The organism is Vibrio sp. Vb1574 (genome assembly GCF_033338675.1).
The window spans coordinates 85868-108383 of the sequence record NZ_JAWOTC010000003.1; the positions used below are offsets into that span (position 1 = coordinate 85868).

26 protein-coding genes are annotated in these 22516 nt (G+C 43.8%); 13 read left to right on the plus strand and 13 right to left on the minus strand.

Annotated features, from left to right (window positions below; genetic code table 11):
• Positions 1 to 75: 75 nt before the first annotated feature.
• A complete protein-coding gene (gene pyrC / locus R7O12_RS03405) occupies positions 76 to 1104 on the minus strand; it encodes a dihydroorotase (protein ID WP_064369668.1) in 1029 nt (342 codons plus the stop codon).
• A 155-nt stretch (positions 1105 to 1259) separates the two neighbouring features.
• A complete protein-coding gene (locus R7O12_RS03410; RefSeq protein WP_005375297.1) occupies positions 1260 to 1424 on the minus strand; it encodes a YqaE/Pmp3 family membrane protein in 165 nt (54 codons plus the stop codon).
• 267 nt (positions 1425 to 1691) lie between these two features.
• Between R7O12_RS03410 and R7O12_RS03415 the strand changes: the two genes are divergently transcribed.
• Positions 1692 to 3509: a hybrid-cluster NAD(P)-dependent oxidoreductase gene (locus R7O12_RS03415; protein ID WP_318125618.1), complete on the plus strand. Its 1818-nt coding sequence runs from the start codon at positions 1692 to 1694 to the stop codon at positions 3507 to 3509.
• A gap of 100 nt (positions 3510 to 3609) precedes the next feature.
• On the opposite strand, the gene nadE is transcribed toward R7O12_RS03415, so the two are convergent.
• On the minus strand, positions 3610 to 4440 hold the full coding sequence (nadE, locus tag R7O12_RS03420; protein ID WP_005375299.1) for an ammonia-dependent NAD(+) synthetase: 831 nt from the start codon (positions 4438 to 4440) through the stop codon (positions 3610 to 3612).
• 178 nt (positions 4441 to 4618) lie between these two features.
• Between nadE and R7O12_RS03425 the strand changes: the two genes are divergently transcribed.
• Both R7O12_RS03425 and R7O12_RS03430 read left to right on the plus strand, forming a co-directional pair.
• Positions 4619 to 5152, plus strand: a complete 534-nt coding sequence (locus R7O12_RS03425) for a nicotinate-nicotinamide nucleotide adenylyltransferase (RefSeq protein WP_005375300.1) — start codon at positions 4619 to 4621, stop codon at positions 5150 to 5152.
• A 14-nt stretch (positions 5153 to 5166) separates the two neighbouring features.
• Positions 5167 to 5649 carry a hypothetical protein gene (locus R7O12_RS03430; protein ID WP_005375301.1) on the plus strand — a complete coding sequence of 161 codons (483 nt, stop codon included), beginning with the start codon at positions 5167 to 5169 and terminating at the stop codon, positions 5647 to 5649.
• A gap of 109 nt (positions 5650 to 5758) precedes the next feature.
• Here R7O12_RS03430 and R7O12_RS03435 read toward each other — a convergent pair whose 3' ends face one another.
• On the minus strand, positions 5759 to 6367 hold the full coding sequence (locus tag R7O12_RS03435) for a hypothetical protein (protein WP_005375302.1): 609 nt from the start codon (positions 6365 to 6367) through the stop codon (positions 5759 to 5761).
• 191 nt (positions 6368 to 6558) lie between these two features.
• Here R7O12_RS03435 and R7O12_RS03440 point away from each other — a divergent pair, with 191 nt between their 5' ends.
• Positions 6559 to 7668, plus strand: a complete 1110-nt coding sequence (locus R7O12_RS03440; RefSeq protein WP_005375304.1) for a 1-acyl-sn-glycerol-3-phosphate acyltransferase — start codon at positions 6559 to 6561, stop codon at positions 7666 to 7668.
• A 73-nt stretch (positions 7669 to 7741) separates the two neighbouring features.
• Here the strand turns inward: R7O12_RS03440 and R7O12_RS03445 are convergent, their stop codons facing one another.
• Complete coding sequence (locus R7O12_RS03445; protein ID WP_318125619.1) at positions 7742 to 8341, minus strand: hypothetical protein; 600 nt, start codon at positions 8339 to 8341, stop codon at positions 7742 to 7744.
• 319 nt (positions 8342 to 8660) lie between these two features.
• On the opposite strand from R7O12_RS03445, the gene R7O12_RS03450 reads away from it, so the two are divergent.
• Positions 8661 to 8933, plus strand: coding sequence for a YnjH family protein (locus R7O12_RS03450; RefSeq protein WP_005375306.1), 273 nt, complete (start codon positions 8661 to 8663; stop codon positions 8931 to 8933).
• Between the two features lie 88 nt (positions 8934 to 9021).
• Here the strand turns inward: R7O12_RS03450 and R7O12_RS03455 are convergent, their stop codons facing one another.
• The gene (locus R7O12_RS03455) at positions 9022 to 9321 is read right to left on the minus strand and encodes a YfcZ/YiiS family protein (RefSeq protein ID WP_005375307.1); all 300 of its coding nucleotides are present in this window, start codon (positions 9319 to 9321) and stop codon (positions 9022 to 9024) included.
• Positions 9322 to 9928: 607 nt separating this feature from the next.
• On the opposite strand from R7O12_RS03455, the gene R7O12_RS03460 reads away from it, so the two are divergent.
• Positions 9929 to 10390, plus strand: coding sequence for a TetR/AcrR family transcriptional regulator (locus tag R7O12_RS03460; RefSeq protein ID WP_005385033.1), 462 nt, complete (start codon positions 9929 to 9931; stop codon positions 10388 to 10390).
• A 112-nt stretch (positions 10391 to 10502) separates the two neighbouring features.
• Here the strand turns inward: R7O12_RS03460 and R7O12_RS03465 are convergent, their stop codons facing one another.
• Genes R7O12_RS03465 through R7O12_RS03490 form a run of 6 tightly spaced genes read right to left on the minus strand, consistent with a single transcriptional unit; the run spans position 10503 to position 15084 of the window.
• Positions 10503 to 11285 (minus strand): heme ABC transporter ATP-binding protein, encoded by a 783-nt coding sequence (locus R7O12_RS03465; protein WP_318103654.1) that lies wholly within the window; start codon positions 11283 to 11285, stop codon positions 10503 to 10505.
• Positions 11285 to 12322 (minus strand): FecCD family ABC transporter permease, encoded by a 1038-nt coding sequence (locus R7O12_RS03470; RefSeq protein WP_053350537.1) that lies wholly within the window; start codon positions 12320 to 12322, stop codon positions 11285 to 11287. Before R7O12_RS03470 ends, R7O12_RS03465 begins: the two co-directional genes overlap by 1 nt.
• Before the next feature lie 9 nt (positions 12323 to 12331).
• Positions 12332 to 13201 carry a hemin ABC transporter substrate-binding protein gene (locus R7O12_RS03475; protein WP_005375320.1) on the minus strand — a complete coding sequence of 290 codons (870 nt, stop codon included), beginning with the start codon at positions 13199 to 13201 and terminating at the stop codon, positions 12332 to 12334.
• A gap of 28 nt (positions 13202 to 13229) precedes the next feature.
• Positions 13230 to 13643 (minus strand): ExbD/TolR family protein, encoded by a 414-nt coding sequence (locus tag R7O12_RS03480; RefSeq protein ID WP_005375322.1) that lies wholly within the window; start codon positions 13641 to 13643, stop codon positions 13230 to 13232.
• Positions 13640 to 14338, minus strand: a complete 699-nt coding sequence (locus R7O12_RS03485) for a MotA/TolQ/ExbB proton channel family protein (protein WP_005375324.1) — start codon at positions 14336 to 14338, stop codon at positions 13640 to 13642. The genes R7O12_RS03480 and R7O12_RS03485 overlap by 4 nt, the downstream gene beginning before the upstream one ends.
• Complete coding sequence (locus tag R7O12_RS03490; protein ID WP_104980097.1) at positions 14338 to 15084, minus strand: energy transducer TonB; 747 nt, start codon at positions 15082 to 15084, stop codon at positions 14338 to 14340. The genes R7O12_RS03485 and R7O12_RS03490 overlap by 1 nt, the downstream gene beginning before the upstream one ends.
• A 160-nt stretch (positions 15085 to 15244) precedes the next feature.
• On the opposite strand from R7O12_RS03490, the gene hutW reads away from it, so the two are divergent.
• The 4 genes from hutW (at position 15245) to R7O12_RS03510 (ending at position 18372) form a co-directional block, all read left to right on the plus strand.
• Positions 15245 to 16615, plus strand: a complete 1371-nt coding sequence (gene hutW / locus R7O12_RS03495) for a heme anaerobic degradation radical SAM methyltransferase ChuW/HutW (RefSeq protein WP_318125620.1) — start codon at positions 15245 to 15247, stop codon at positions 16613 to 16615.
• A gap of 32 nt (positions 16616 to 16647) precedes the next feature.
• Entirely contained in the window at positions 16648 to 17151 is a 504-nt protein-coding gene (hutX, locus tag R7O12_RS03500; RefSeq protein WP_005385051.1) for a heme utilization cystosolic carrier protein HutX, read from the plus strand.
• A gap of 56 nt (positions 17152 to 17207) precedes the next feature.
• Complete coding sequence (gene hutZ / locus R7O12_RS03505) at positions 17208 to 17738, plus strand: heme utilization protein HutZ (protein ID WP_017635270.1); 531 nt, start codon at positions 17208 to 17210, stop codon at positions 17736 to 17738.
• Between the two features lie 97 nt (positions 17739 to 17835).
• Complete coding sequence (locus tag R7O12_RS03510) at positions 17836 to 18372, plus strand: ATP:cob(I)alamin adenosyltransferase (protein ID WP_005375333.1); 537 nt, start codon at positions 17836 to 17838, stop codon at positions 18370 to 18372.
• A gap of 80 nt (positions 18373 to 18452) precedes the next feature.
• Here the strand turns inward: R7O12_RS03510 and R7O12_RS03515 are convergent, their stop codons facing one another.
• Positions 18453 to 19367, minus strand: a complete 915-nt coding sequence (locus tag R7O12_RS03515) for a chemotaxis protein (RefSeq protein ID WP_005385059.1) — start codon at positions 19365 to 19367, stop codon at positions 18453 to 18455.
• A gap of 215 nt (positions 19368 to 19582) precedes the next feature.
• Here R7O12_RS03515 and ppiC point away from each other — a divergent pair, with 215 nt between their 5' ends.
• From ppiC to R7O12_RS03530, 3 genes are all read left to right on the plus strand, one after another.
• Positions 19583 to 19924 (plus strand): peptidylprolyl isomerase PpiC, encoded by a 342-nt coding sequence (gene ppiC, locus R7O12_RS03520; protein ID WP_081007916.1) that lies wholly within the window; start codon positions 19583 to 19585, stop codon positions 19922 to 19924.
• A gap of 343 nt (positions 19925 to 20267) precedes the next feature.
• Complete coding sequence (locus R7O12_RS03525) at positions 20268 to 21572, plus strand: MATE family efflux transporter (protein ID WP_225491762.1); 1305 nt, start codon at positions 20268 to 20270, stop codon at positions 21570 to 21572.
• Positions 21573 to 21743: 171 nt separating this feature from the next.
• A complete protein-coding gene (locus R7O12_RS03530; RefSeq protein WP_225491761.1) occupies positions 21744 to 22505 on the plus strand; it encodes an ATP-binding cassette domain-containing protein in 762 nt (253 codons plus the stop codon).
• Positions 22506 to 22516: the final 11 nt, after the last annotated feature.

Below are 22516 nucleotides of genomic sequence, written 5' to 3' on the forward strand. Positions count from 1 at the left end.
GATAATAACAAGGGTCATGACTTCTTTTTACAAAAAGCATGACCCTGTTTTATAGGTGAAATGTCAGTAAAGTACTTACTTCACTTTCCACTCGATCTGTTCATTTGCTCGAATAGGCACAACGATATCATTGCCAAATGGCATCGTTTCTGGCACATCCCAAGCGGATTTTTCTAACGTTACCGTATCTGTGTTACGTGCAATGCCGTAAAAATCAGGACCGTTGAAGCTTGCGAAAGCTTCCAAGTTTTCCAACTTGTCTTCTTTTTCGAAGACTTCTGCATAAAGCTCTAGCGCTGCGTGTGCAGTGTAAGAACCAGCACAACCGCAAGCCGATTCTTTTGCCCCTTTCGCATGTGGCGCTGAGTCTGTACCTAGGAAAAACTTCTTGCTACCACTAGTTGCTGCTTCGATCAGCGCTTGCTGGTGGGTTCCGCGCTTAAGAATTGGCAAACAGTAGAAATGAGGTTTAATACCACCCACAAGCATGTGGTTACGGTTGAAAAGAAGGTGGTGGGCAGTGATGGTAGCCGCTACGTTGTCTGAGGCGTTGTTAACGAAGTTTGCTGCGTCGGCGGTGGTGATATGTTCTAGAACGATTTTAAGATTAGGGAAGTCATTGACGATAGGAGCGAGGACAGTATCAAGGAATTCTTTCTCTCGGTCGAAGATATCAACATCGTGATGTGTTACTTCGCCATGAACCAGAAGTAACATTCCGACTTCTTCCATCGCTTCTAAAACGTGATAAATGTTCTTCGCATTGGTCACACCGGAATCTGAGTTTGTGGTAGCGCCTGCAGGATAAAGCTTGGCAGCAACAATGTTTCCGGTGGCTTTAGCCTTACGTATTTCGTCTGGTGTCGTGTTATCTGTAAGGTAAAGCGCCATTAAAGGCTCAAACTGTTCGCCATGTTGCTCTTTAATAATTCGGTCACGGTAGGCTAGGGCGAGCTCAGTTGTAGTAACAGGTGGGACGGTATTTGGCATAATCAGCGCACGGCCATTGTAGCGGCTGATGTCGCGAACGGTGTCTTTAAGAACTTCCCCATCGCGTAAGTGAACGTGCCAGTCGTCAGGACGAGTGATAGTCAGTGTTGTCATTAATTGCTCCCACCATTGAAAAGTTGTCTGATTGGAGCCTAAGCGCCGTATTTGCTTTTGAGCAAACGCTTGCGCTTAGGCGACAGGATGATAGAGGAATTGCCCTCATATTTCATCCCATTTTTCAATTTTATAAAGAGTGAGAGTGTAAGTGGTTACTTCATTGTTAACCAAAGCGCGTGGATCGTACCTGGTAGAAAGAAGAAACACGTCAATATTAGATTAATCAAAAAGTCTTTATTTAGACCTTTCTCCATAAACACCGCGACAGGCGGAAGAAAGATACATAACAAAATCAGAACCAGTTTTCTTGTATCCATAATTAAGCTCCAAATCGATAAATGGGAGTAGTGATAACTTGGGTGAATTATGTGTGTCGTATCACACTTTATCAAACGGTATTTGGTCAAAACGGTGTTAAAAAACGCGAATATTGAGTGTAGTAAATACTTGTCACTAAAACCAAATTTATAAGAATATGGTTTCGAGAAAGTTGCGATGGATGAAGAGGCAGTAGACTCTGCAACTTAATGTGATTTGAGTATACAATACCGCAACAAATAAAAAACACCCGTAGGAAGAAGGCCATGTCGCAACCCGTTTTATCCCAAATTAATGTTTTTCCGGTTAAGTCAGTTGGCGGATTATCGCTGTCGTCCGTATGGGTTGAGAAGCAAGGATTGAGCTTCGATCGTCGCTTTATGATTGCGAAAGCTGATGGCTCGATGATCACTGCGCGAAAGTATCCGCAAATGGTAACCATTAAGTCTGCCCTATTGTCCGATGGAGTGGTGTTTAGTAGTTTGGGTATGGAGCCACTTAAAATCCGTTACCAAGATTTCAAAATGCAGGAGACACCTGCAACGGTTTGGAAAGATACATTTACTGCCTATACCACGACAGATGATGCAGATGACTGGTTTAGTCGTGTTTTGGGGCAGCGCGTTGAGTTGTTGTTTAGTGGTGAGCAATCGAATCGTGTCCGTGAAAAGCTAGGTCAAAACGTCAGTTTTGCTGATGGTTATCCGGTTTTAGTGATCAGCCAAGCTTCACTTGATGAGCTGAACCGAAGAAGTTCAGAACTACACTCAATGGATCAGTTTCGTACTAACTTAGTTGTCTCTGATACTAAACCATTTGAAGAAGATTCATGGAAGCGCATACGAATCGGTGAGGTAGAGTTTGAGTCTCTCAAACCTTGCGAGCGCTGTATCCTGACTACGGTGAATACCCAAAGAGGCACATTCCGTGAGAGCAAAGAGCCGCTCAAAACCTTGCAACAGTTCCGTGCAAACGATGTCGGTGGTGTGTTCTTTGGCCAGAATCTTGTCGCGCGAAATGAAGGCATTATTCGTCAAGGCGATAAAGTTGAAGTATTGGAGTACAAAGAGCCGGAGTTTTACGCAGATAACTCGCCAGTGCGCATGAAGCTTACATGTGTTGAGCGTGAAGAAATTGCCCAAGACTTTGTGACCTTATGGTTAGAGCCAAACAAAGGCTCGTTGCCTAATTACTTGCCAGGACAACACCTGCCAATAGAGGTGAATATTGATGGTAAGAAAGTGGGTCGACGCTATACCTTATCATCCAGTCCTTCTCGCCCGGGTCGTTATGCTATTTCTGTAAAGCGTATCGCGGGTGGAAGAGTCTCTAACTCACTCTTAGACAACTTACAAGTCGGTGATGTTTTAGAGGCAGAACAACCTGACGGTCAGTTCCACCTTAAAACGCATGAAGCGCAGCCTCTGCTGTTACTCTCTGCGGGTAGCGGAGTAACACCAATGTTATCAATGGTGCGTTACTTAGCGGATCACAATCAGTTGGATAATGTGGTTTTCTACCATCAATGTCGCACCGAGAATGATATTCCTTGTCGCTCAGAGTTGGAGCAGTTAAAGCGTGAGCACCCAGGGCTAGAAGTAAAAGTCTGTTTAACGCAACCTGCTGTTGATTGGTTTGGTTTGAAAGGGCGTTTAAGTTTGTCACACATTAAGCAAATCAAAGATGTTGAACAGCGCCAAGTGTTTGTGTGTGGTCCTGATGGTTTTATGGAGAAAGCGAAAAATCTCCTGCTAAGAAAAGGGCTGCCAGAAGAAAACTACCATCAAGAAGCGTTTGGCGTATCTTCAGTCACTTCAAGACCAGAGAAGAGCATAGCGATCGATTTCAATGGGACGAAAGTTGTAGGGAATAATCAGAAAACGTTGTTAGATCAGCTTGAAGACGTAGGGAAGGTTGTTAGCAATAGCTGTCGTGCTGGCTTATGCGGCGCGTGTAAGGTTCAGCTTACGTCGGGTCAAGTACATCATCCGGACGTGCCTGCGTTGACAGATGAGGAACGTGCAATGGGAACCGTATTGGCGTGTTGTGCTGTGCCAGAGACGGACGTAACAGTAACCAACTAGGCGAGAGCAATTTTGTCCTTCGACAAAAACTGTTCCTAGACAAAAAAACGCTGCTATTTTTAGCAGCGTTTTGAGTTTTAAAGAGAGCTGAAAATATCGCTTAGTCGTAAATCGTCGGGATTGGCTGGCGTTTGTGCTGCGTTGCTTTGTAAATCGCTACCAGACGGTCACTCACTTGCTGTGGAACAGGTTTGCCCTCTAAGAAGTCGTCGATTTGCTCGTAAGTTAGGCTTAGCGCATCTTCATCTGCTTTTTGTGGAGCAAGCTCTTCTAAGTCTGCTGTTGGCACTTTCTTCACTAGTTGCTCAGGTGCACCCAATGTAGCAGCTACTTCACGAACTTGGCGCTTACTTAATCCGAACAATGGTGCCATGTCACAAGCGCCATCACCAAATTTAGTGTAGAAACCAGTGATGTTTTCTGCTGAGTGATCAGTACCAAGAACAAGGCCGCCTACGTAGCCCGCGATCTCGTATTGAGCAACCATGCGAGCCCGCGCTTTTACATTGCCTTTTACGAAGTCGACTTTTGCTGCATCAGTTGGTAGAAGATCTGTGCCTTCTAATGCAACGTGAGAAGCCGAATGAAGCCCGTCAACACCTGCTTTGATGTTCACCGATACAGAATGGGTTGGCTGGATAAAAGACAGAGCGAGCTGAGCCTCATCTTCATCTTTTTGCTCCCCGTAAGGCAGGCGAACTGCGATAAATTGGTAGCTATTGTTGCCCGCTTCTTCGTTTAGTTGGTCTACAGCCAACTGAGCTAAACGACCACATGTCGTTGAGTCAACGCCACCGCTGATGCCAAGAACAAGAGACTTACAGCCCGCTTCTTGCAATTTACGCTTAATAAAAGCGACACGGCGTTCAATTTCAAAATGCGGATCAATTGAAGGGAGTACGCGCATTTCGTCACGGATGGATTGTTCCATTTAGGGTTCCTTTTCCTGCAAATATTTCAGACTCTAAAGCACATTTGCTCAAATGGTGATAAACCATACAGTTGAGGCTCATTAAACGCGACTTTAGGGTCAAAAGCTGTAAAGATTAGTAGTATCATACCGAAATCATCAGATTAGAAAACTCTCTTCAACCAGGTAATCACCGGATATGAAAAAAATCGCCATTTTTGGTAGTGCATTTAACCCACCTAGTTTAGGGCATAAAAGTGTTATTGAGTCTTTGAGCCACTTTGATCTTGTGCTACTTGAGCCAAGCATTGCACACGCTTGGGGCAAGAACATGCTTGATTACCCAACTCGGTGCAAAATGGTTGACGCGTTCATCAAGGATATGGGGCTTTCTAATGTTCAGCGTTCTGATGCAGAGCAAGCTTTATACCAACCTGGACAAAGTGTGACGACCTATGCGTTGTTAGAAAAAATTCAAGAAATCTACCCAACTGCCGATATAACTTTTGTCATTGGTCCTGATAATTTCTTCAAATTTGCTAAATTTAGTAGAGCTGAAGAGATTACGGAACGTTGGACTGTTATGGCATGTCCTGAAAAAGTAAAAGTCAGAAGCACAGATATTCGCAAAGCATTGGCCGAGGGTGAAGAGATCGGTGCCTATACAACACCTTCCGTACGTGATTTATTACTTAGTAAAGGCTTATACAGAGAAACATTGTCTGGGAACTGAGAGGTCAGATTTTCATGGTCAGAGTCGTTTTATTTAGTGCATGTGCGCTGCTTGTGGTGACACAAGCTCATTCCGCGTGTAACTATTTTTCTGATCGTTCCGTGGTGTTTGAAGATAACACTCTTCCAATCTGTGAAGAAATTTTAGATTCCATCGGTGTGTTAAGTACTGAAGCGTTGATTTGGTATGCAGCGGAAGCGAAGCTTGAAGGACCAACAGAAAACTATTGGGAGGAGTGGGCGATTAAGCCGGAAGAGACCCCACTTCTAACTCAAAACTTAGAAAAGAATTACTTTGGTCTTGGTTTTTGGATGCCGGAAGAGCTCCGAGACGAAGAGAGTAAAATGGATACAGAAGAGTGGCTTCGTAGTCACGGGTTGATGTTCAGCGTTGGTTTTGGTGATAAATCAGACGGACAGCCAAGAATGCGGTTTGATTATCGTTGGCACGAATATTATGACGCTGACTGGATGATGCAGATAGAAGTACCTTTCTAGACATCTCAAGCAAATGAAAAAAGGGCGTACATTATCAATGTACGCCCTTTTTGTTTTAATCTACTTTCTGTGTCCGTAATGCTGAAGACGTAGCTTGTTGAAGAGCAAGTTATAGCGCTTCTCCAAAGACTAAAAAGCAAAGCTGTTCATATTCTTCGGTGTTACCAGCAAAAAGAGAGTCAACAATTTGCTCTTCCTTCTTCCCCGACAGTTTCATTTTTCTTGCTTCACGTAGTGTTAGTACCAAGCAAAGCTCTTTAGAAATATTCATGTCACAGCCAGGAGTCCATTGATTGATGGTTCTCGTTAACGTTGAGTGCGCTAGTTTAGGAGACAGCGTCAATACTTCATGTCTTACTACTGTCAGTAGATCGGTTTGCAGATCCGAGCGTTCGGCAGTTGTTGCTAGCTTCTCGACGAGCGCTTTTAGTAGCGGTGAAGGCTTCACAAAGCCCGCCTGTTGTGAGAAGTCGTCATTTAAACGCACAGAAAAATCACAACGATATACACGAGAATTAGGTAAAAAGGTGAGGGAGCTCAAACATCCTTGAGGAATCCAAAAATATTGGCCTGGTTCAATGGCATACTCCTGCTTACCCAATTTAATGACGGCTAACCCTTCGATGACAGATAGTAGACTGTGCTTCAGTGCTTTTTTACGCGCAGCTACATCAAGAAAGGGGTATTTAGCGTCGTGAAATTCAATTGCGTAGTTCATTATGAGTACCAGTGTTTTTTGGCGCTAAGGGTAACGTTAAACCCATACGATTCCAACCTGCTGAGAGAATTTTTTAGCATGATAAATGGTGGCTTAACTGGTATGACCATGTTAAAAGTATGGGTTGAAATGCTGCTTGTCAGCAAAACTATGCGTAAAATGTGCCAGCTTTTTTTGATATGTAATGAACAATGACAGCCAATATCGATCCTTATATTGAAATTCGTCCTTACAACGACGAAGAAATTCCAGCAGCGCTGGATCGTCTAATCCAAGATGATGAATTTATCACTGCTATCCTAGAACATCGCTTTGCTAATAAAGCAGCGTGGTTCAAAACGCTAATGAGCCCGATCCTGCGCATCTACCTGAAAGCCAAGTGGAGCAAGCTTGATTCTGTCGAAGCAATTCAGATTGAAGTGAAGAAGTATCTGAAAGATACATTGAATAAGACAACGGATGGCGTCACTTTTTCTGGTTTGGATAAGCTGGATAAAAACACGTCATACCTATTCGTTTCTAACCACCGTGATATTGCGATGGACCCTGCGCTCGTAAACTATGGCTTGTACCAAAGTGGGCACCGTACAGTTCGTATAGCGATTGGCGATAACCTGCTGAAGAAGCCATGTGCGACAGAATTGATGCGACTCAATAAGAGCTTCATCGTTAAGCGCTCTGCTAAAGCGCCTAGAGAAATGATGAAAGCATTGGGACAACTGTCAAGCTATATCAAACATTCGCTTGATACTGGCAATTCAATTTGGATTGCCCAAAAGGAAGGCCGTGCTAAAGATGGAAACGACTTTACTGATCCTGCGATTTTAAAAATGTTCCATGTTGAAGGTCGTAAACAAAAGATCAGCTTTGGTGAGTACACGCGTTCTCTGAAAATCGTTCCTGTCTCGATTGCCTATGAAAATGATCCATGTGACATTGCCAAAGCAAAAGAGCTGTACGAAAAAGCAGAAAATGGCCGCTATGAAAAAGGCGAATTTGAAGATATCGAAAGCATCATTCAAGGTATCGTTGGCTATAAAGGCCGTGTACATGTTGCGTTTGGTGATGTGATTGAGCAAGAGTTTGAAACGCCGGAATCTCTTGCTGGTGAAATCGACCGCCAAATTCACAACAACTACAAGTTGTACCCAATCAACTTGTTAGCTGCTGGGCATGAAGATTCGAGCATCATTACGGAAGCGGTTAAGCGTCATCTCGCGGATAAGTTGGATCAGCTACCTGAAGGCGCAAGACCTTATTTGGTGGCGAGCTATGCTAATCCTGTGAATAACCAAGAGTAATCTTCGTCACTGAACTCGTTGATTCAGAATGCCTTAAAGCCTCGGTCTGCCGGGGCTTTTGTTTATCTGCTCTTTAAGGTGCGACGGCACCACCAAGGGTTAAATTGCTGGGCCATTTTGTGATCCTGTTACCACCTAAATAGATATTCCCTTTCACCGTCATTGTGTCTGGAAATACTTTCAGCGCTGATCCTCCAATATAGAGATTACCATCAACCACTAATCCTTCAGGAAGATCAGAAATGGGAGTGCGAATAACACTTAGATCACCTTTTACTCGAAGTTTAACTGGAAGCGCTTTTAGCGGTGTATCTGTCAGATTTAGGTAACCGCCTAGTTTGATGCCTTTAGGCCAGTTTTCGATCTTACTACCTAGTAGGTTTGCATAGCCTTTTATCTTTGTTCCTGAGCGAATAACTTTGAGTGCGCTGTTAGTTGCTTCCAGACTGCCTTCAACATCAAGCCCTTTAGGCAAGGTTTTGATAGGGGTTTGTGAGATGTTTAAGTTGCCCTTTACCACTAGGCCAGAGGGTAGTTGGGTGTAAGGCTTGTTTCTAAGGTCAAGATTGCCGTAATTATCGATGTGACCAAACTTAGAATAGTAATCTAGCTCATATGCCAAAGGAGACGAGCAGAGCAGGATTGAAGTAAGGCATAGGGAAACAAAACGCATAGTCAAAGATTTAGTTAAATACCGAGATCAACAGGTGCTTATCTTATACTTAAATAAACCTATTATGCATTTTTTGCTTACAGTTTTTGATTCATAACTTAAATATTCAAATTAGAGATGCACGCTAAAAGTGTGCGCTTCTTTACTGCGCTAAGTAACTTCAAGCTTACTAAAATGAGATAAATTAAATGATTGAATGTGAAGCAGACCCAAGTGTAGAGGTGAGAAAAATATCAGTAGATATTTGAATAATATGAGATTCTTCCAAGAACTTCACAAGGGTCCTTGTTAGTATTATTGAGGTTTGAGGGAGATTTTCATGAAGTTAAAAAGTGTATCTATTTTTACCGCTGGTGTTTTTGCAGTACTGCTGTCGGGTTCCGTTTTTGCTAAATCATACAGTACACCAGAAAACAAAGCGCTAATAGTTGCTGACGGTAAGGTAGGTCAGCGTATCTGTTACTACGATGATAAAGCCTACACCACAGGGGCCGTGATTAATGTTGAAGGCGTATTACTGATGTGTACCGCTGAGAACGATTTTGAAACCAATGGCTCGTTAAAGTGGGTCGTGTTCAAAAAAGATAAATAAACGCGCCGAAGTTGTCTGTTTCATTTAGAGCGGTTTAAGATTAAGAGATTGGAAAAATAAAAAGCGAGCATCATGCTCGCTTTTTTCATTAACGCGCGAGTGAGCGAGTTTTTAATTCAAAGATAAGTTTTTCAGCACTTACTTCAAATTTGAATCGAGCCGTCGCTTGGTTCGATTCTTCGGTTATTTCTGAAACATTGTATTCAACATCAGCACATACTGATTTAGCGAGCTCGATGTATTTTTGTAGTTCAGACTCTAGCTCTGTTTTTGTCTGTGCGAAAACCGTTACGTCGGCAACTTCGTCACCTTCTTTGATGATAAAGCCTATCTCGCCAGCACAGCCGCAGGCCTCACATACTTGGTTTTTTTCTAATTCGACACTCATAACGAATCCTCTTGTAAATACTAAGGGTATTCTATCAGGTATTTGATCTGTATCTACAAAAATGACGACTTTTGCGTAAAAAAGGAACAGAATAGGCACTTGTTAAGTAAGGGTTAAAGATTGGATTACTAAATCATCAAGAACGTTAATGTGATATATATCAACATTTAAAATCAATTAACGAACATAGTGACGAGATTTTGCTCAGTCCAGTTGAACTAATGGTTAATTTATAAGACTATTTCTTGATTGATTATTTTTAATAATTATCATTCTTGGTCTTTGAATAGTTTCGATGAATAATTGGCGCAAGGTTTTGATGAGACTAACTTTTCGCCTTATTTTGAGTAGCATGTATTGACAAAAACATAACTGAAAATTACACATTACGCAGTGTAAAGACGTTATGGTTTGGAACTCGACATGATATTAAATAGTCGCAATACATATACCCAAAGCGCTTTCAAGTGCAGCGCTTAGCAACCTGATTTCTAGGTTTTCGCTAATCGAACCGCATCGGCGAGCCGGGTATAATGCTAAGAATGATTTCATTCTGGCCTCATTTAATAGTGAGTTAGATGGATTTACAAAGAGAAGAGCTTAAAATATGCCAAAGCGTAGTAAAGAAGATACCGAAATCACTATCCAAAAGATCATGGATGCCGTTATTGATCAGCTACTCAGATTAGGTTACGACAAAATGTCGTACACGACGCTAAGCCAGCAGACAGGTATATCGCGTACCGGTATTAGCCATCACTTCCCTAAGAAAACGGACTTCACCGCCGCACTGGATGGCCGTATCTTTAAAATGTTTATTGAACACTTAGAGTTTGATAAAGGATTAAATGCATTTTCACAAAGTTGGATTAAAGCGCTGGAAGATGCTGAGTTTCTCGCGATTTTACGACTGCTATTCCATCACATTGTCACCGCTGAAAATGCGCAAGAATTTGCTGCTAATGGTATTGATCGCTTATACAAAATGGTTGAAAGCCAGTTTGGTGCGGGTGGTGACAAAGAGCTTGAGTGGTTGATTGGTCGATCATTGATCCAAATGAGCAAGTAATAGCCTTTAAAGCCCCAAATTCTGCCAATATAAAAGCAAAGGCCCGCAACTCTCATATTGCGGGCCTTTGTCGTATCAAAGTGTTTTCGAGACGGCTTAGAGGAGATACGCTTTATGCTGCGGCATGCACTTGAGGGAAGTCTAGCGTCGGATGTTTTGTCACAATAGAGCGATAGCCATAAACTTGCTCAATGAGCTCTGACGTTAGTGCATTCCATGGCGTGTCATCACAAACTAGTTTCCCGTTATGCAAGAGTACAAGGCGGTCTGCGTACTGAGAGGCTAGATTCAAGTCATGTAACACCACAACCACCGCAGCGTTCTGTGCTTTTGCCGTTTCACGAGCAATTTTTAACGTGTTGTGTTGATGGGCGAGATCCAACGCTGAGGTAGGTTCATCAAGCATTAAGATTCGTTTTTCGCCAGATTGATGTAGTTGTGTCATCACTCGTGCTAGATGCAGTCGTTGCTTTTCTCCACCAGATAAAGACGGGTACAGGCTTTCTGCTAAATGCAATACGTCGGTTTGTTCCATGTAATGTAAAGCCAGTTTAGTGGTTTCTTTATTGGATAGTGATAGCGGTATTGCCCCCAGCTCTACTACTTCTCTGGCTAGAAATGGGAAGGTTAAGGTGCTGTGCTGCGGGAGCATTGCAATATGTTTGGCGCTTTTTTCAGGCTCCCAATCATGCTTTTGTTTACCGAAGTAGGTGATGTGATGATTCGAAGAGATCTCACCGCATAGAAGCTTGAGCAAAGTACTTTTACCTGCGCCATTGGGGCCGAGTAGGGCGGTCACTTCACCAGCTCGGATATCAATGTTGATGTCATCGAGCACCACACGGTTGCCATACGTCATCGAAATGTTTTTCCCCGATAAAACGATCTGGTTCATTACAAAATCTTCCCTTTTTGCTGGAACAATAAGTAGATGAAAAAGGGCGCGCCAATTAATGCGGTCACGATTCCAACTGGTAATTCAGCTGGTGCCACGGCAACACGAGCAAACATATCTGCGGCAGTAAGAAGCAGTGCTCCCATTAAGGCAGATATTGGTAATAGCGTTCGATGGTCAGGCCCAGCGAGCATGCGCCCTAAGTGAGGAATCACGAGCCCAATAAAGCCAATTGCACCACTGATGCTCACCGTAATACCAACACCCAGTGCAGAAAGTAAAATAAGCTGACGTTTGAGTTTTTGAACCGGAACTCCTAAGTGTCTTGCTTCTGATTCCCCTAACAACAGAGCATTCAGCGCCATCGACTTCTTCTGAAACCAGAGCAATAGGATGACGAGTGTTATAGCAGATAGAGCAATCCCTGACCAATTTGCACCAGCTAATGAGCCCATCGACCAAAGCGTCAAATCTCGCAGCATCTGATCATCTGCGATAAAGTTCATGTAGCCAATCGCAGCACCCGAGAGCGCACTGATGGCAACGCCGGCTAACAACATAATTGTAACTGAGGTACCAAACTTACTTGTGCCGAGTTTATAAACGAGAATAGTCGTTAGTGCACCGCCAAGGAAAGCAAAAAGAGGCAGAGCCGCTAAGTTCATTAGTTGCGGATAGTTTTGGCTAAATTCAGCAAATACAACAATAGCGAATGCACCACCAAGAGCAGCGCCAGCAGACACACCAATGATACCTGGCTCGGCTAATGGGTTACGGAACAAGCCCTGCATAACCACACCACAAATTGCCAAAATGGCGCCGATGAACATACACAAAATGGTGCGAGGCAATCGGATTTCGTTAATGACCAACTGAATGTGAGGAGCGAGATCAGAACTGCCTCCCGTTAGGCTACGCAAACTGTCAGCAAAGCTAATGTTCATTGGGCCAACGGTAATAGAGGCGATAGCAATAAATGCTAAAAATCCACTAAGCACTGATAACGTCGTTGAAAGGGGGATGCGTCTTAACAACATGTCATGTCTCTATGGGTAAAGCAGTGCATTCAAGCGTTTAGCTTCTGCAAGGCTTTTAAGGCCCAAACCACCTACCAGAGCATGGCCATCAATCGTTATGATGTCTTTGTTCTTTCCAGCGGGTGTTGCAGCAAGAAGCGGCATTGCTTTTAAAATTGCATCGGCACCACCCAACGTTTCATAGCTGCGACCACTAACAAGAATCACGTCAGGCTGCATCTCTACCATCGCTTCTGTGGATAGAGGCTTGTAAGACGAGAGTTGTGTAGCGGCTGGGTTTTGTCCGCCGGCGAGTTGAATAATTGCATCGGGTGTCGTTTGTGAGCCCGCAACATTTGCAGGTCGCCCTTCATGGATCAGCAGAAAGAGCACTTTCTTTTTCTTCGCTTGATCAGGTTGGTTTGCATTGAGTGCTTGTACTTGCGCCTGGACATCTTGCTTTAAGCTTTCAGCTTGAGCTTTGCGATCCATAAGGTTCGCAATTTGATCAATACGTTGATAAAGGCCCTCGACATTTGCATCAGTATTAACGATTTCTACATCTACGCCAGCCGATTTCAATTGGCTCAATGTTGTTTTCGGCCCCATCTCATCAGAACCAATGACTTTTGTCGGACGTAAGGCGAGCAACCCCTCCGCTGAAAGACGACGATGGTAGCCCACTTTAGGCAGTTCCATTCCTTTTGGTAATTGACTGGTGACGTCGATAGCAACCAAGCTATCTTTAGCGTCGAGTTCAAGCAAGAGTTCAGTGACGGCGCTGCCTGCGCTAACAACGCGCTCTGAGGATGGCGTTTCATTGGCAAAAAGTTGACTACTCGCAAGTAGGGAAATAGCTGCCGTGACAACAGCATGAATAGTGATGCGTGTGTTCTTCATTTTGAAAGGATCTCTATCTTACTTATTTTTATGATGGCTCTTCAGTGAGTAACTGAGTTGCTTGAATTCCGTTTTCTTGTAAAAAGCCGAGAAGTTGTACTAGCGACTGAATATTCGCGGTTTTTTCTGCTCCAATTACAATCGGTTTATCGCTTGACTTACTCTCTTCTAACAGCGCGAGGGTAAAGTTGTCCCAATCGATATATGTCTTGCCGTTAATAGCCCAGTAAGGCTCGTCTTTAAGAATATTTACCGTGATGGATTGCTTATCGACATCTGCAACAGCCTGAGATTCTGTGCTCGGTAAATTGACGTCTAATGAATCGAGTTTGACCGCTGCGGTTAACATCAGGAAAACCATGACGATAAAAATGATGTCTAACAGCGGTGTTAAATCGGGGGTTAAACCGTTACGACTATTTTCTTGTGGTGTTTTAATCATTTAGTTGCTGCCTCAATCTTCTCAGAAGAGCGCAGTGTTACTTTTGAGTGGTCTGGCGAGACATGCTGTAACGAGATACCTTCAAGCCATAAGTTGACGTAGTTTAAAGTGTGCTCAAGCTTGGCGATTACACGATCCGCCCACAAACCAATGATCTGCGCTCCTGAAATGGCAGGAAGTGCGATAATGAGACCCGCGGCAGTGGTGCGCATAGCAAGACCTAGGCCGTCAGCCAAATCATTCGGAGTGATATTCCCCGTTGAAACCGCGATGCCTTTAAACATGTCAATTAAGCCAAGTACCGTACCAAGCAAGCCAATTAAAGGGCTGATGACGCCAATCAGCGTCAGCAAACGAAGGCCGGAATGCAGCTGATGGCGTTTTTCTTGCAGCCAAATACCTGCGGCATCCTCTCTTAAAGATTTCGAGAAAGAATGATGAGCAAGCAACATCGCAACACCACGGTACAGAAGCGGCCGCTTATTCGACAACTCTTCAGCAAGTGCTTCAAGCTCGCTCCCATTTGTTGGGTCTAATCCTGTGAGCTTTTGGCGAATGGCTCGCTTTCCTACACCAAGGCTAATTAACACATGGAATAATCGCTCGGCGATGATCATCACCGTTAGAGCTGAGCAAATGATCAAAGGCCATGTCATCAGCCCAAATTGAGTTTGTAATTCTTGTAGTTGTTCCATTATCCATCCAACTTAAAACGAACAGGTACTTGTACTCGGTGAGCGACTTTTAGCCCACCTGAAATATGTGGTGTAAATTGCCACTGTTTGATCGCACGAAGTGCTGAGGCATCTAGCGACTCTGTGCCGGAAGACTCAATCAAAACCTGTTTAATCTGGTGACCATTCTCATCTAGCCATATCTCATACAAGGCTACACCCTCAATACCGCGTCTCTGTGCAGATCTTGGGTAACGGGGTTGTGTTGGTTGACTCACAAACGTTGGTTTGTCGACCAAGACAGGCTGAGACGTTGCCCCTTTGGATTGGCTCGCAGGTGCGGATTGTTGAGCTACCGTCTCTTTCTTCACTGGTTCCGTTTTTTTCTTTGGTTTCGCTTCGGGCTGAACCTTTTGCTTTGTTACGGTTTTGGTGGGCTCGACCGCTTTAGGTTTAGATTGTTTAACCGGTTCAGGTTTTTTCTCTACTACCTTCTTCTTAACAGCGTCTTTCTTGACGACCTGTTTTTTTACAATCTTCTTTTCTGGTTCAGGTTGGTCTTGAGGCTGCTGCTCTTTTGGTGGCGCTACATTTTCTGGTGTAGATTTTTCGACAGCGGGAGGAGCAGACACAAGATTTAGACTTACCGAACTTGCTGGGTTTCCAGCCGGCATCGCGAACACCTTTGTCTCTTGAGAAACAAAAAGAAGTGCGGCATGGATGGCAAGGGAAGCACCTCCTGCAATGACATATCTTTGTACGTTCACGGAATATCTCGGGAAACTATGAAAACTTGGGCAGATTATTACTTACAATGGAAATAAGATCAATTATCAATTGCATTATCATTACGCTCAAATTATGATTCTTGCAGAATTTTTAAGATCAGCTTCCATCCCTTACATGATGGGAGTTAAGCGAGTATATATGAGCGTCGATATCGATAAGCTTGATGAATCAGTGTTGGGCAGTGATAGTCCTGATCCATTGCGATTTGCTTTTGTTAAGAAGCATTCTGCACATGCCGGGGGAGCGAGCGTACCTGTGCCCTCGTCTCAACAACAGGCGATTTTTTCGAGTATTACGGCTAACTCAATTAAAGCGACCAATAAGCGCTGTCTTTATATTCATGTTCCGTTTTGTCGCGTTCGTTGCACTTTTTGTAACTTCTTTCAAAATGCTGCAAGTCGCACACTGGTTGATGAGTACTTTGAAGCATTAATGCAGGAGCTTAGAGAGAAAGCGGCATTACCTTGGACACAAAATGGTATTTTTCACGCCGTATATATCGGGGGCGGAACGCCAACGGATTTATCTCCAATACAGGTTCGTGTGTTAGGCCAGGCTATCCGAGACCACTTTCCTTTGGCCGCAGACTGCGAAATCACCTTAGAAGGTCGCATCAATCGTTTTTCTGATGAGTTGTATCAAGGCGCTTTAGACGGTGGGTTTAATCGTTTCTCTTTTGGTGTGCAAAGTTTTAATACACAAGTGCGCCGCAGCGCAAAACGTTTAGATGATAGAGAAGATGTCCTCAAACGGGTGAGCGAGATCGCCAAAGAAGACAAAATTCCGGTCATTATCGATTTACTCTATGGCTTACCTTATCAAACCAAAGAAGTGTTAGAGCAAGATTTAAATGATTTCCTCTCGACTGGCGCACACGGACTGGACTTGTATCAGTTAGTGGTTGGTGGGTCAGCTCCCATGCTCAACCTCGTAGAAAAGGGAAAAATCCCGCCACCTGCGACCACACCAGAAAAAGCGGGAATGTATGAGCTCGGTGTGAACTTTATGGCCAAACACCATATGAAGCAACTGAGTGTGAACCATTGGGCAATCGATAACCGCGAGCGTAGTTTATACAATAGTTTAGCCAAGACTTATGCAGAGGTATTGCCAATTGGCTGTGGTGCTGGAGGTAATATCGGTGGCTACGGGATGATGCAACACCGCACACTAGAGACCTATATTAAAGCGGTCAAAGAAGGTCAAAGCACCATCGCGATGATGATGAAGCAAAGCCCTCTAGAACCACTTTTTTCTGCACTCAAATCTGCGTTTGACCGTGGCATTGTTCAAGCAAATCAACTTCCATCATTTATGGGAGAGGACGCGTTCGGGTTTTTATTGCCTCTATTTAAAGTGTGGCAAGCGAAAGGCTTAGTACAACTACATGAACGTAGCGCAGTCCTTACTCTTGCAGGCAGCTTCTGGGCAGTGTCACTGGCTCAAAGTTGTATTCAGGTACTCACGTCAGAGATGCACGAAACCGTACCGAAAGCATCCAATAATTAATGAAAACAAATTGAACAAAAACGGAAGACACAATGGAATCAATCAAGCAACAAGTTGAAGTATTACTAGAGCAAGAACCACAATTATTGCCAGCTGCGATGGCAGAGCGTCTTGGCATTTCCGAGTTTGAGGTTGTTGCGGCTCTACCTCAGGAAATGGTGGCTATTGCACCAGGAGAGCAAGCGCAAAGCATCCTAGAAAGTTTGGTTGGTTTTGGCCCGGTGACGACCATCGTCCACTCTTTTGGTTCTATCTTTGAAGTTAAAGCGCCGTTTCCAAAAGGAAAAGTGGCGCGTGGCTATTACAATTTAATGGGTAGAGAAGGTGAACTGCACGGCCACCTTAAATTAGATAACGTTAAAAATGTCGCATTAGTCAGTAAACCGTTTATGGGTAGAGAGAGTCACTATTTTGGTTTTTTCTCGGAGTGCGGAAGCAATATTTTCAAGGTTTATTTAGGCCGTAACGAAAAGCGCGAGTTGATTGAAGAACAAGTAACCGCATTTCGCGCCCTACAAGCCGAATTAAAAAAGTAATCACAAACATAATCGAGGCTTAACTCGAATACTAATTAGTAAAGTCAGGTATCAATATGGATCAACAAGTTAAACAAGAGCGTTTGCAAGGTCGTTTAGGGCCAGAGATCAAAGAGTTTCGTCAGGAGCGCCGTACACTTCAGCTTGCAACTGTCGATGCAGAAGGTCGCCCGAATGTAAGCTACGCGCCTTATGTCCAAAACCAGGAAGGTTATTTCGTTCTCATTTCTAAAATCGCTCGTCATGCCCGTAACCTTTTAGAAAATCCAAATGTTTCATTGATGATGATCGAAGATGAAGAGTCTTCAAAGCAGCTGTTTGCTCGTAAGCGCTTAACTTTTGATGCGGTAGCAAATGTAGTTGAGCGAGACACAGAGATGTGGCAACAAGTTGTTGAACAAATGAAAGAGCGTTTTGGTGAGATTATTGATGGTCTAAGCCAGCTAGAGGATTTCGTTTTGTTTAACTTAAAGCCAGAATCGGGGCTATTTGTTAAAGGTTTTGGTCAGGCGTATCAAGTGTCTGGTGATGATTTAGTAGATTTTGTTCACCTTCAAGAAGGTCACAAGAAAGTCGAAAGTGCCTGATTGTAAACCGATCATATGAATGTCGATCATTTGGCATAATGAACGTTTAAAGGGAGTTAGGTTATACTGACTCCCTTTTTTATATTGGAACAAAAGCATGAAACCTGTAAGCAAGGAATTGAGCGAGATTTGCTATCCGTTTATTTACGAGGACAGTCCGGTTTGTGACTTTGAAATTACAGCAGATGAACTTTGTAGTCGTATTGGCCTTGTTCTCGCTATGGAGTTGGACGAGTTTAGCCGCGATATACTGACAAGAATGCAGCCTAATGTTTATCATCTAAATGGTTCGGTTCGCGGAAAATTAGCGATTACAGAGACGGAAGTTGAAGAGTTAAAGGCCGATTATGCTTTGCTCAAGCAACGCATTGATGGTGGCTTCAAAGGCTTTGTTCTACCCGGAGGACACCCGGCAGCCAGTCAATTGCATTTGTGCCGTTGCCAAGCGAAAAAAACGGTACGAGCATTAGTTGCCGTTGAACATACAGGTAAGAAGCAGCCCGCACCTATTTTGTTTCGTTACGCGAACTTATTAGCGAATGTACTTTACAGCCTAGCTTCTTATATTAATCATGCTCACCAAGTCAAAGAGACGGAATTCGTTTCTCGTAGTTACGCGATGCCAAAGAAGTGAGCTGAGAAATTAGCGGATGTGAGCATCAGGGATAGGACAAGTACTGCATTATATTCTCAAATCAACTCGTCCAATAAGAGTTAAGAAGTCATAGCTTTGGCTTCTAGCTCTTTTGCTCCGCGAAGCATCGCTTCGATTAGTTCTCCTGCATTGAATTTCTCAAGTGCCTCATGCGCGCCAACTTGGTGAGCTCTGTCTACACAGATTTCGCTCGATAACGATGTATGTAAAATGCGGTATGAATGGTTCAGAGAGGAATTATTCTGAACTTCAAATGCTAATTCATAACCGTCTAATCCGGGCATTTCAATATCGCTGACCAGAATATCAATTGGGCGATGAGCCGCAGCGTCACTTTTCATCAGTTCCAATGCATCTAAACCATTTTTACAGATTTGATACCCAATATTGATGCTATCGAGTGCGTCACACAGCTGTTTACGAGCGATGGAAGAGTCATCCACCAATAGAATACTGAGTGCTTTTAGGCGTTCTCGCTCAATATCTGTCAGCATTGGGATCTTTGAATTCTCGTACTGCGGATAAATTTTGGAAAGTAGCAGCTCCACATCCAGCATTTGAACAGTTTTGTCCTCGTAGCGAGTAATTCCAGTCACGAAAATATTTTTTCCAGCGCTCGGAGGTGGTGTTTCAATAGCTTTCCAATCGCACTCAATGATCTTCTCTATACTACGAACCATAAACGCAACCACGGTTCGCAAGCAATCTGTCACGATCAAGTAGCAGCTTTTATATTCTTCTTCACTAATAGGACGAAAGCCAACAGCCGCTGACATATCGATCACTGGTACTGTTAAGTTACGTATCGTAACGGTTCCAATGACGTGATGATGCGAGTAAGGGATCTTTGTCGTTGGCATGTACGGGACGATTTCACGGACTTTTAGCGTACCGATAGCGAAACTCTGTTGCAGGGTGAGCTTAAACATCAACATGCCCTGAGATTGATTCGCTTTGCTAACGACTTTTGCCATGAAAATAACCTTATAAACACCACCGAATTGTGTCTAATCTAATATTATCAGACGAAGGCTTCAACCATCGGAGAGACAAATGTGAGCTTTTTAGACAATCTTTTAGAGACATAGTGATTAACTGAGCAAAACTTGTTTGTATTTTAAACTCATTATGTAGACGATTTTATATTCCTCGTGTATTGGGGCCTTTACCGCTGAGCTATTATTAAGAAATGTTTGGTCTGTTAAAAAGGATTGGGTACACTTGCGCGACCAGAATAGTGAGAGATAGAACAATGGCAAATACAGCAGCCGCATTACATATTCTTGTGAAGCACAAAGAGCAAGCGGAAGACATAATCAAGCAACTGAAAAAAGGCGCAAAGTTTCAGACATTAGCGAAGAAGTATTCAACTTGCCCGTCAGGCAAACGCGGTGGTGACCTTGGTGAATTCCGCCGTGGTCAAATGGTACCTCAATTCGACAAAGTGTGCTTTTCTGGCGAAGTGTTAACGCCGCATTTAGTTAAAACCAAGTTCGGTTGGCATGTTGTGAAGGTGCTTTACAGAACATAAGGCTTGGTATCGACCTAAACATTGTCAGATGAAACCCACAAGCATTAAATATCATCTGTACGGTCTCTTTTCACCAATCACTACCGTTATGACATGGCAGATACATTCTGATTTGCCATGCTCCACCAAACGCTAATCTTTCCAAACTAGAAACTCATTTATATGCAGTTAACTTGGCTTTTCTCATAAGTCGTTATCCTATTTCAAGCTTTGGTATGAGAATACGTTTGCTGGTTGTATCAATTATCAATGCTATTCCTTGCTGGCGAACTTTGGTTCATGTTCGGGCGCCATTCGCATATGATAGCGACCTTATAAAAATTAACCCCGTTCATAATTTAAGATGTCCCTGACTCATAAAGACTATTTTAAAATCGCATTTCCTTTCATTGTTTCTACTGTTACCCAACCATTGTTGGGGGCGGTGGACACCGCGGTGATCGGTAAACTCGGTGTGGCTGAGATGATTGGTGGTGTGGCGATCGGCACCGTCATCATGAACACCTTGTATTGGTTGTTTGGCTTTTTCCGCGTAAGTACTACGGGGCAAAGTGCAATCGCATTAGGTAAAAATAGCCCAGAAGATCAAGCGAGCAGCTTATTTCGTCCTTTCGTGCTTTCGCTTTGCCTTGGCTTGATTTTCATTGCGTTGCAGTCCGTGATTTGGATGGGGGCAGAGCTGATTATCTCCCCTGATGCAGTCGTGGCCGAAAACGCGAAGATTTACTTCGATATCATGATCTTTGGTGCACCGTTTGTACTGCTGAACTACACCGTGATTGGTTGGCTGATGGGGCAGGCGAAAGCCAAAGAAACCTTGCTCACGCAAGTGTTTGGTAACGTGCTGAACATCGTGCTGGATATCGTCTTTGTGTTGTACTTCGATATGGGCATTGCTGGTGTTGCGGTGGCGACACTTATCGCGCAAATCTCGACGTTTGTTATTGGTGCGGTACTGGTGCTGAAAACTTGTCGCTTCCCGCTGTTTGATTACATTCAAACAGCAAAAATGACGCGTAAAGATCTCAAAGTTATCGCGTCTTCCAATATGGATCTGTTGCTTCGAACAGTGTGTCTATTGGTGTTCTTCAACATGATGGCGCGTGTGGGCTCTCAGCTAGGCTCTGATGTGCTCGCTGCGAACGCAATCTTGATGCAAGTGACCTTTATCGTCAGCTACATGTTCGACGGTGTGGCGAATGCGTCGAGCGTCTTCGCAGGTAAAGCCGTAGGGCAGAAGAATCCTACATTGCTTGATAACGTGATTAAGCTAAACACGCAATGGACCGCGGCGTTCGTTGTTGTCTTGACCTTGCTGCTGGTGCTGTTCAAACATCAAGTGGTGTCGTTATTTACCACTTTGCCAAACCTTGTTGAGCTGTATCTAGACATGAGCCCTTGGTTATTGGCATTCCCGTTGGTTGCTGGTTTTGGTCTTACGTTTTACGGCATCTTTACCGGTACAGGGACGACGCGACCAGTGCGTAACTCTACCTTTCTAACCATGGTGTTGTTCTTAGTGACCCAATTTATTGCGGTGCAATATTGGGGCAATCACGGTTTGTGGCTGGCATTCACTTTGTTCTACGTTGGGCGTTTTGTCTTCTTGTTCCCATACCTCGGTCAAGTTAAACAAAAGTGTCTTTAATTCACACTGTCACAAACGACCTAATTTAGATGTTCTTAAAACAAGGGTGGAGCCATCTGCCCTTGCTGATAAATCTGAAAAAGGTGATGAAATAACCTTTCCGACTGGTTTCCTTGCTTTAACCCGCATGATATTATCTGTGATGTTATATTATTACATTTAGTTTATGCCGTGATTTCTCAACCAATACTCTCCGTTAATAATCTCAGCCTTACAGACTCAGAACGCACACTCTTCAAAGACATTTCTTTTGAGCTGTTTCAAGGTGAAGTTCTTGCCATTATGGGACCTTCCGGCATTGGTAAATCCATGTTGTCGAAAGCCGTCGCAGGTTTTTTGCCGTCTGATATTTGGGTCGACGGAAGTATCCAGCTTAACAGCAGTGAAGTCGCACAAACTGCCATACTGCAACGTAGTCAACCGCAGCGCCCCGCGGTCATTTTCCAAGATGCACTTAAAGCACTGAATCCATTGGCCTCTGTCGAGCAACAACTGTGTTTGGCATGGACAGGCAACAAAACACGCTTGTCTTCAGCAAACCGAGAAACGGTGACGACCTTGTTGTCTCAACTCGGATTTACGGATCCAAAAGCAGCATTAGCGCAGCATCCAAGCCAGTTATCTGGTGGTCAGCGTCAGCGTATTTGTATTGCGATTGCGTTGCTTGGTAGTGCCAACTTGATCATCGCAGATGAGCCCACCAGTGCGCTCGATCCAATCACCGAAGCGGAGATCCTTGAGTTGTTCCGCAGCAGTGTTCAGCAACGCAACATCAGTGGTTTGTTGATCACGCACGATCTATCTGCGGCTTTGGCGTGTGACAAAGTCTTGGTGATTGCGGACAACACCATGGTGGCTTATGGCGCACCATGGCAAGCCATTCAGCAAAGTTCGCATCCTTTCTGTCAACAACTTGCGCAACTGCTGCCTTAACCTCATCTCTG

Coding starts and splice junctions, on each gene's coding strand:
- pyrC (WP_064369668.1), bottom strand. CDS start 1,104: ATGACAACACTGACTATCACTCGTCCTGACGACTGGCACGTTCACTTA.
- R7O12_RS03410 (WP_005375297.1), bottom strand. CDS start 1,424: ATGGATACAAGAAAACTGGTTCTGATTTTGTTATGTATCTTTCTTCCG.
- R7O12_RS03415 (WP_318125618.1), top strand. CDS start 1,692: ATGTCGCAACCCGTTTTATCCCAAATTAATGTTTTTCCGGTTAAGTCA.
- nadE (WP_005375299.1), bottom strand. CDS start 4,440: ATGGAACAATCCATCCGTGACGAAATGCGCGTACTCCCTTCAATTGAT.
- R7O12_RS03425 (WP_005375300.1), top strand. CDS start 4,619: ATGAAAAAAATCGCCATTTTTGGTAGTGCATTTAACCCACCTAGTTTA.
- R7O12_RS03430 (WP_005375301.1), top strand. CDS start 5,167: ATGGTCAGAGTCGTTTTATTTAGTGCATGTGCGCTGCTTGTGGTGACA.
- R7O12_RS03435 (WP_005375302.1), bottom strand. CDS start 6,367: ATGAACTACGCAATTGAATTTCACGACGCTAAATACCCCTTTCTTGAT.
- R7O12_RS03440 (WP_005375304.1), top strand. CDS start 6,559: ATGACAGCCAATATCGATCCTTATATTGAAATTCGTCCTTACAACGAC.
- R7O12_RS03445 (WP_318125619.1), bottom strand. CDS start 8,341: ATGCGTTTTGTTTCCCTATGCCTTACTTCAATCCTGCTCTGCTCGTCT.
- R7O12_RS03450 (WP_005375306.1), top strand. CDS start 8,661: ATGAAGTTAAAAAGTGTATCTATTTTTACCGCTGGTGTTTTTGCAGTA.
- R7O12_RS03455 (WP_005375307.1), bottom strand. CDS start 9,321: ATGAGTGTCGAATTAGAAAAAAACCAAGTATGTGAGGCCTGCGGCTGT.
- R7O12_RS03460 (WP_005385033.1), top strand. CDS start 9,929: ATGCCAAAGCGTAGTAAAGAAGATACCGAAATCACTATCCAAAAGATC.
- R7O12_RS03465 (WP_318103654.1), bottom strand. CDS start 11,285: ATGAACCAGATCGTTTTATCGGGGAAAAACATTTCGATGACGTATGGC.
- R7O12_RS03470 (WP_053350537.1), bottom strand. CDS start 12,322: ATGTTGTTAAGACGCATCCCCCTTTCAACGACGTTATCAGTGCTTAGT.
- R7O12_RS03475 (WP_005375320.1), bottom strand. CDS start 13,201: ATGAAGAACACACGCATCACTATTCATGCTGTTGTCACGGCAGCTATT.
- R7O12_RS03480 (WP_005375322.1), bottom strand. CDS start 13,643: ATGATTAAAACACCACAAGAAAATAGTCGTAACGGTTTAACCCCCGAT.
- R7O12_RS03485 (WP_005375324.1), bottom strand. CDS start 14,338: ATGGAACAACTACAAGAATTACAAACTCAATTTGGGCTGATGACATGG.
- hutW (WP_318125620.1), top strand. CDS start 15,245: ATGAGCGTCGATATCGATAAGCTTGATGAATCAGTGTTGGGCAGTGAT.
- hutX (WP_005385051.1), top strand. CDS start 16,648: ATGGAATCAATCAAGCAACAAGTTGAAGTATTACTAGAGCAAGAACCA.
- hutZ (WP_017635270.1), top strand. CDS start 17,208: ATGGATCAACAAGTTAAACAAGAGCGTTTGCAAGGTCGTTTAGGGCCA.
- R7O12_RS03510 (WP_005375333.1), top strand. CDS start 17,836: ATGAAACCTGTAAGCAAGGAATTGAGCGAGATTTGCTATCCGTTTATT.
- R7O12_RS03515 (WP_005385059.1), bottom strand. CDS start 19,367: ATGGCAAAAGTCGTTAGCAAAGCGAATCAATCTCAGGGCATGTTGATG.
- ppiC (WP_081007916.1), top strand. CDS start 19,583: ATGTTTGGTCTGTTAAAAAGGATTGGGTACACTTGCGCGACCAGAATA.
- R7O12_RS03525 (WP_225491762.1), top strand. CDS start 20,268: ATGTCCCTGACTCATAAAGACTATTTTAAAATCGCATTTCCTTTCATT.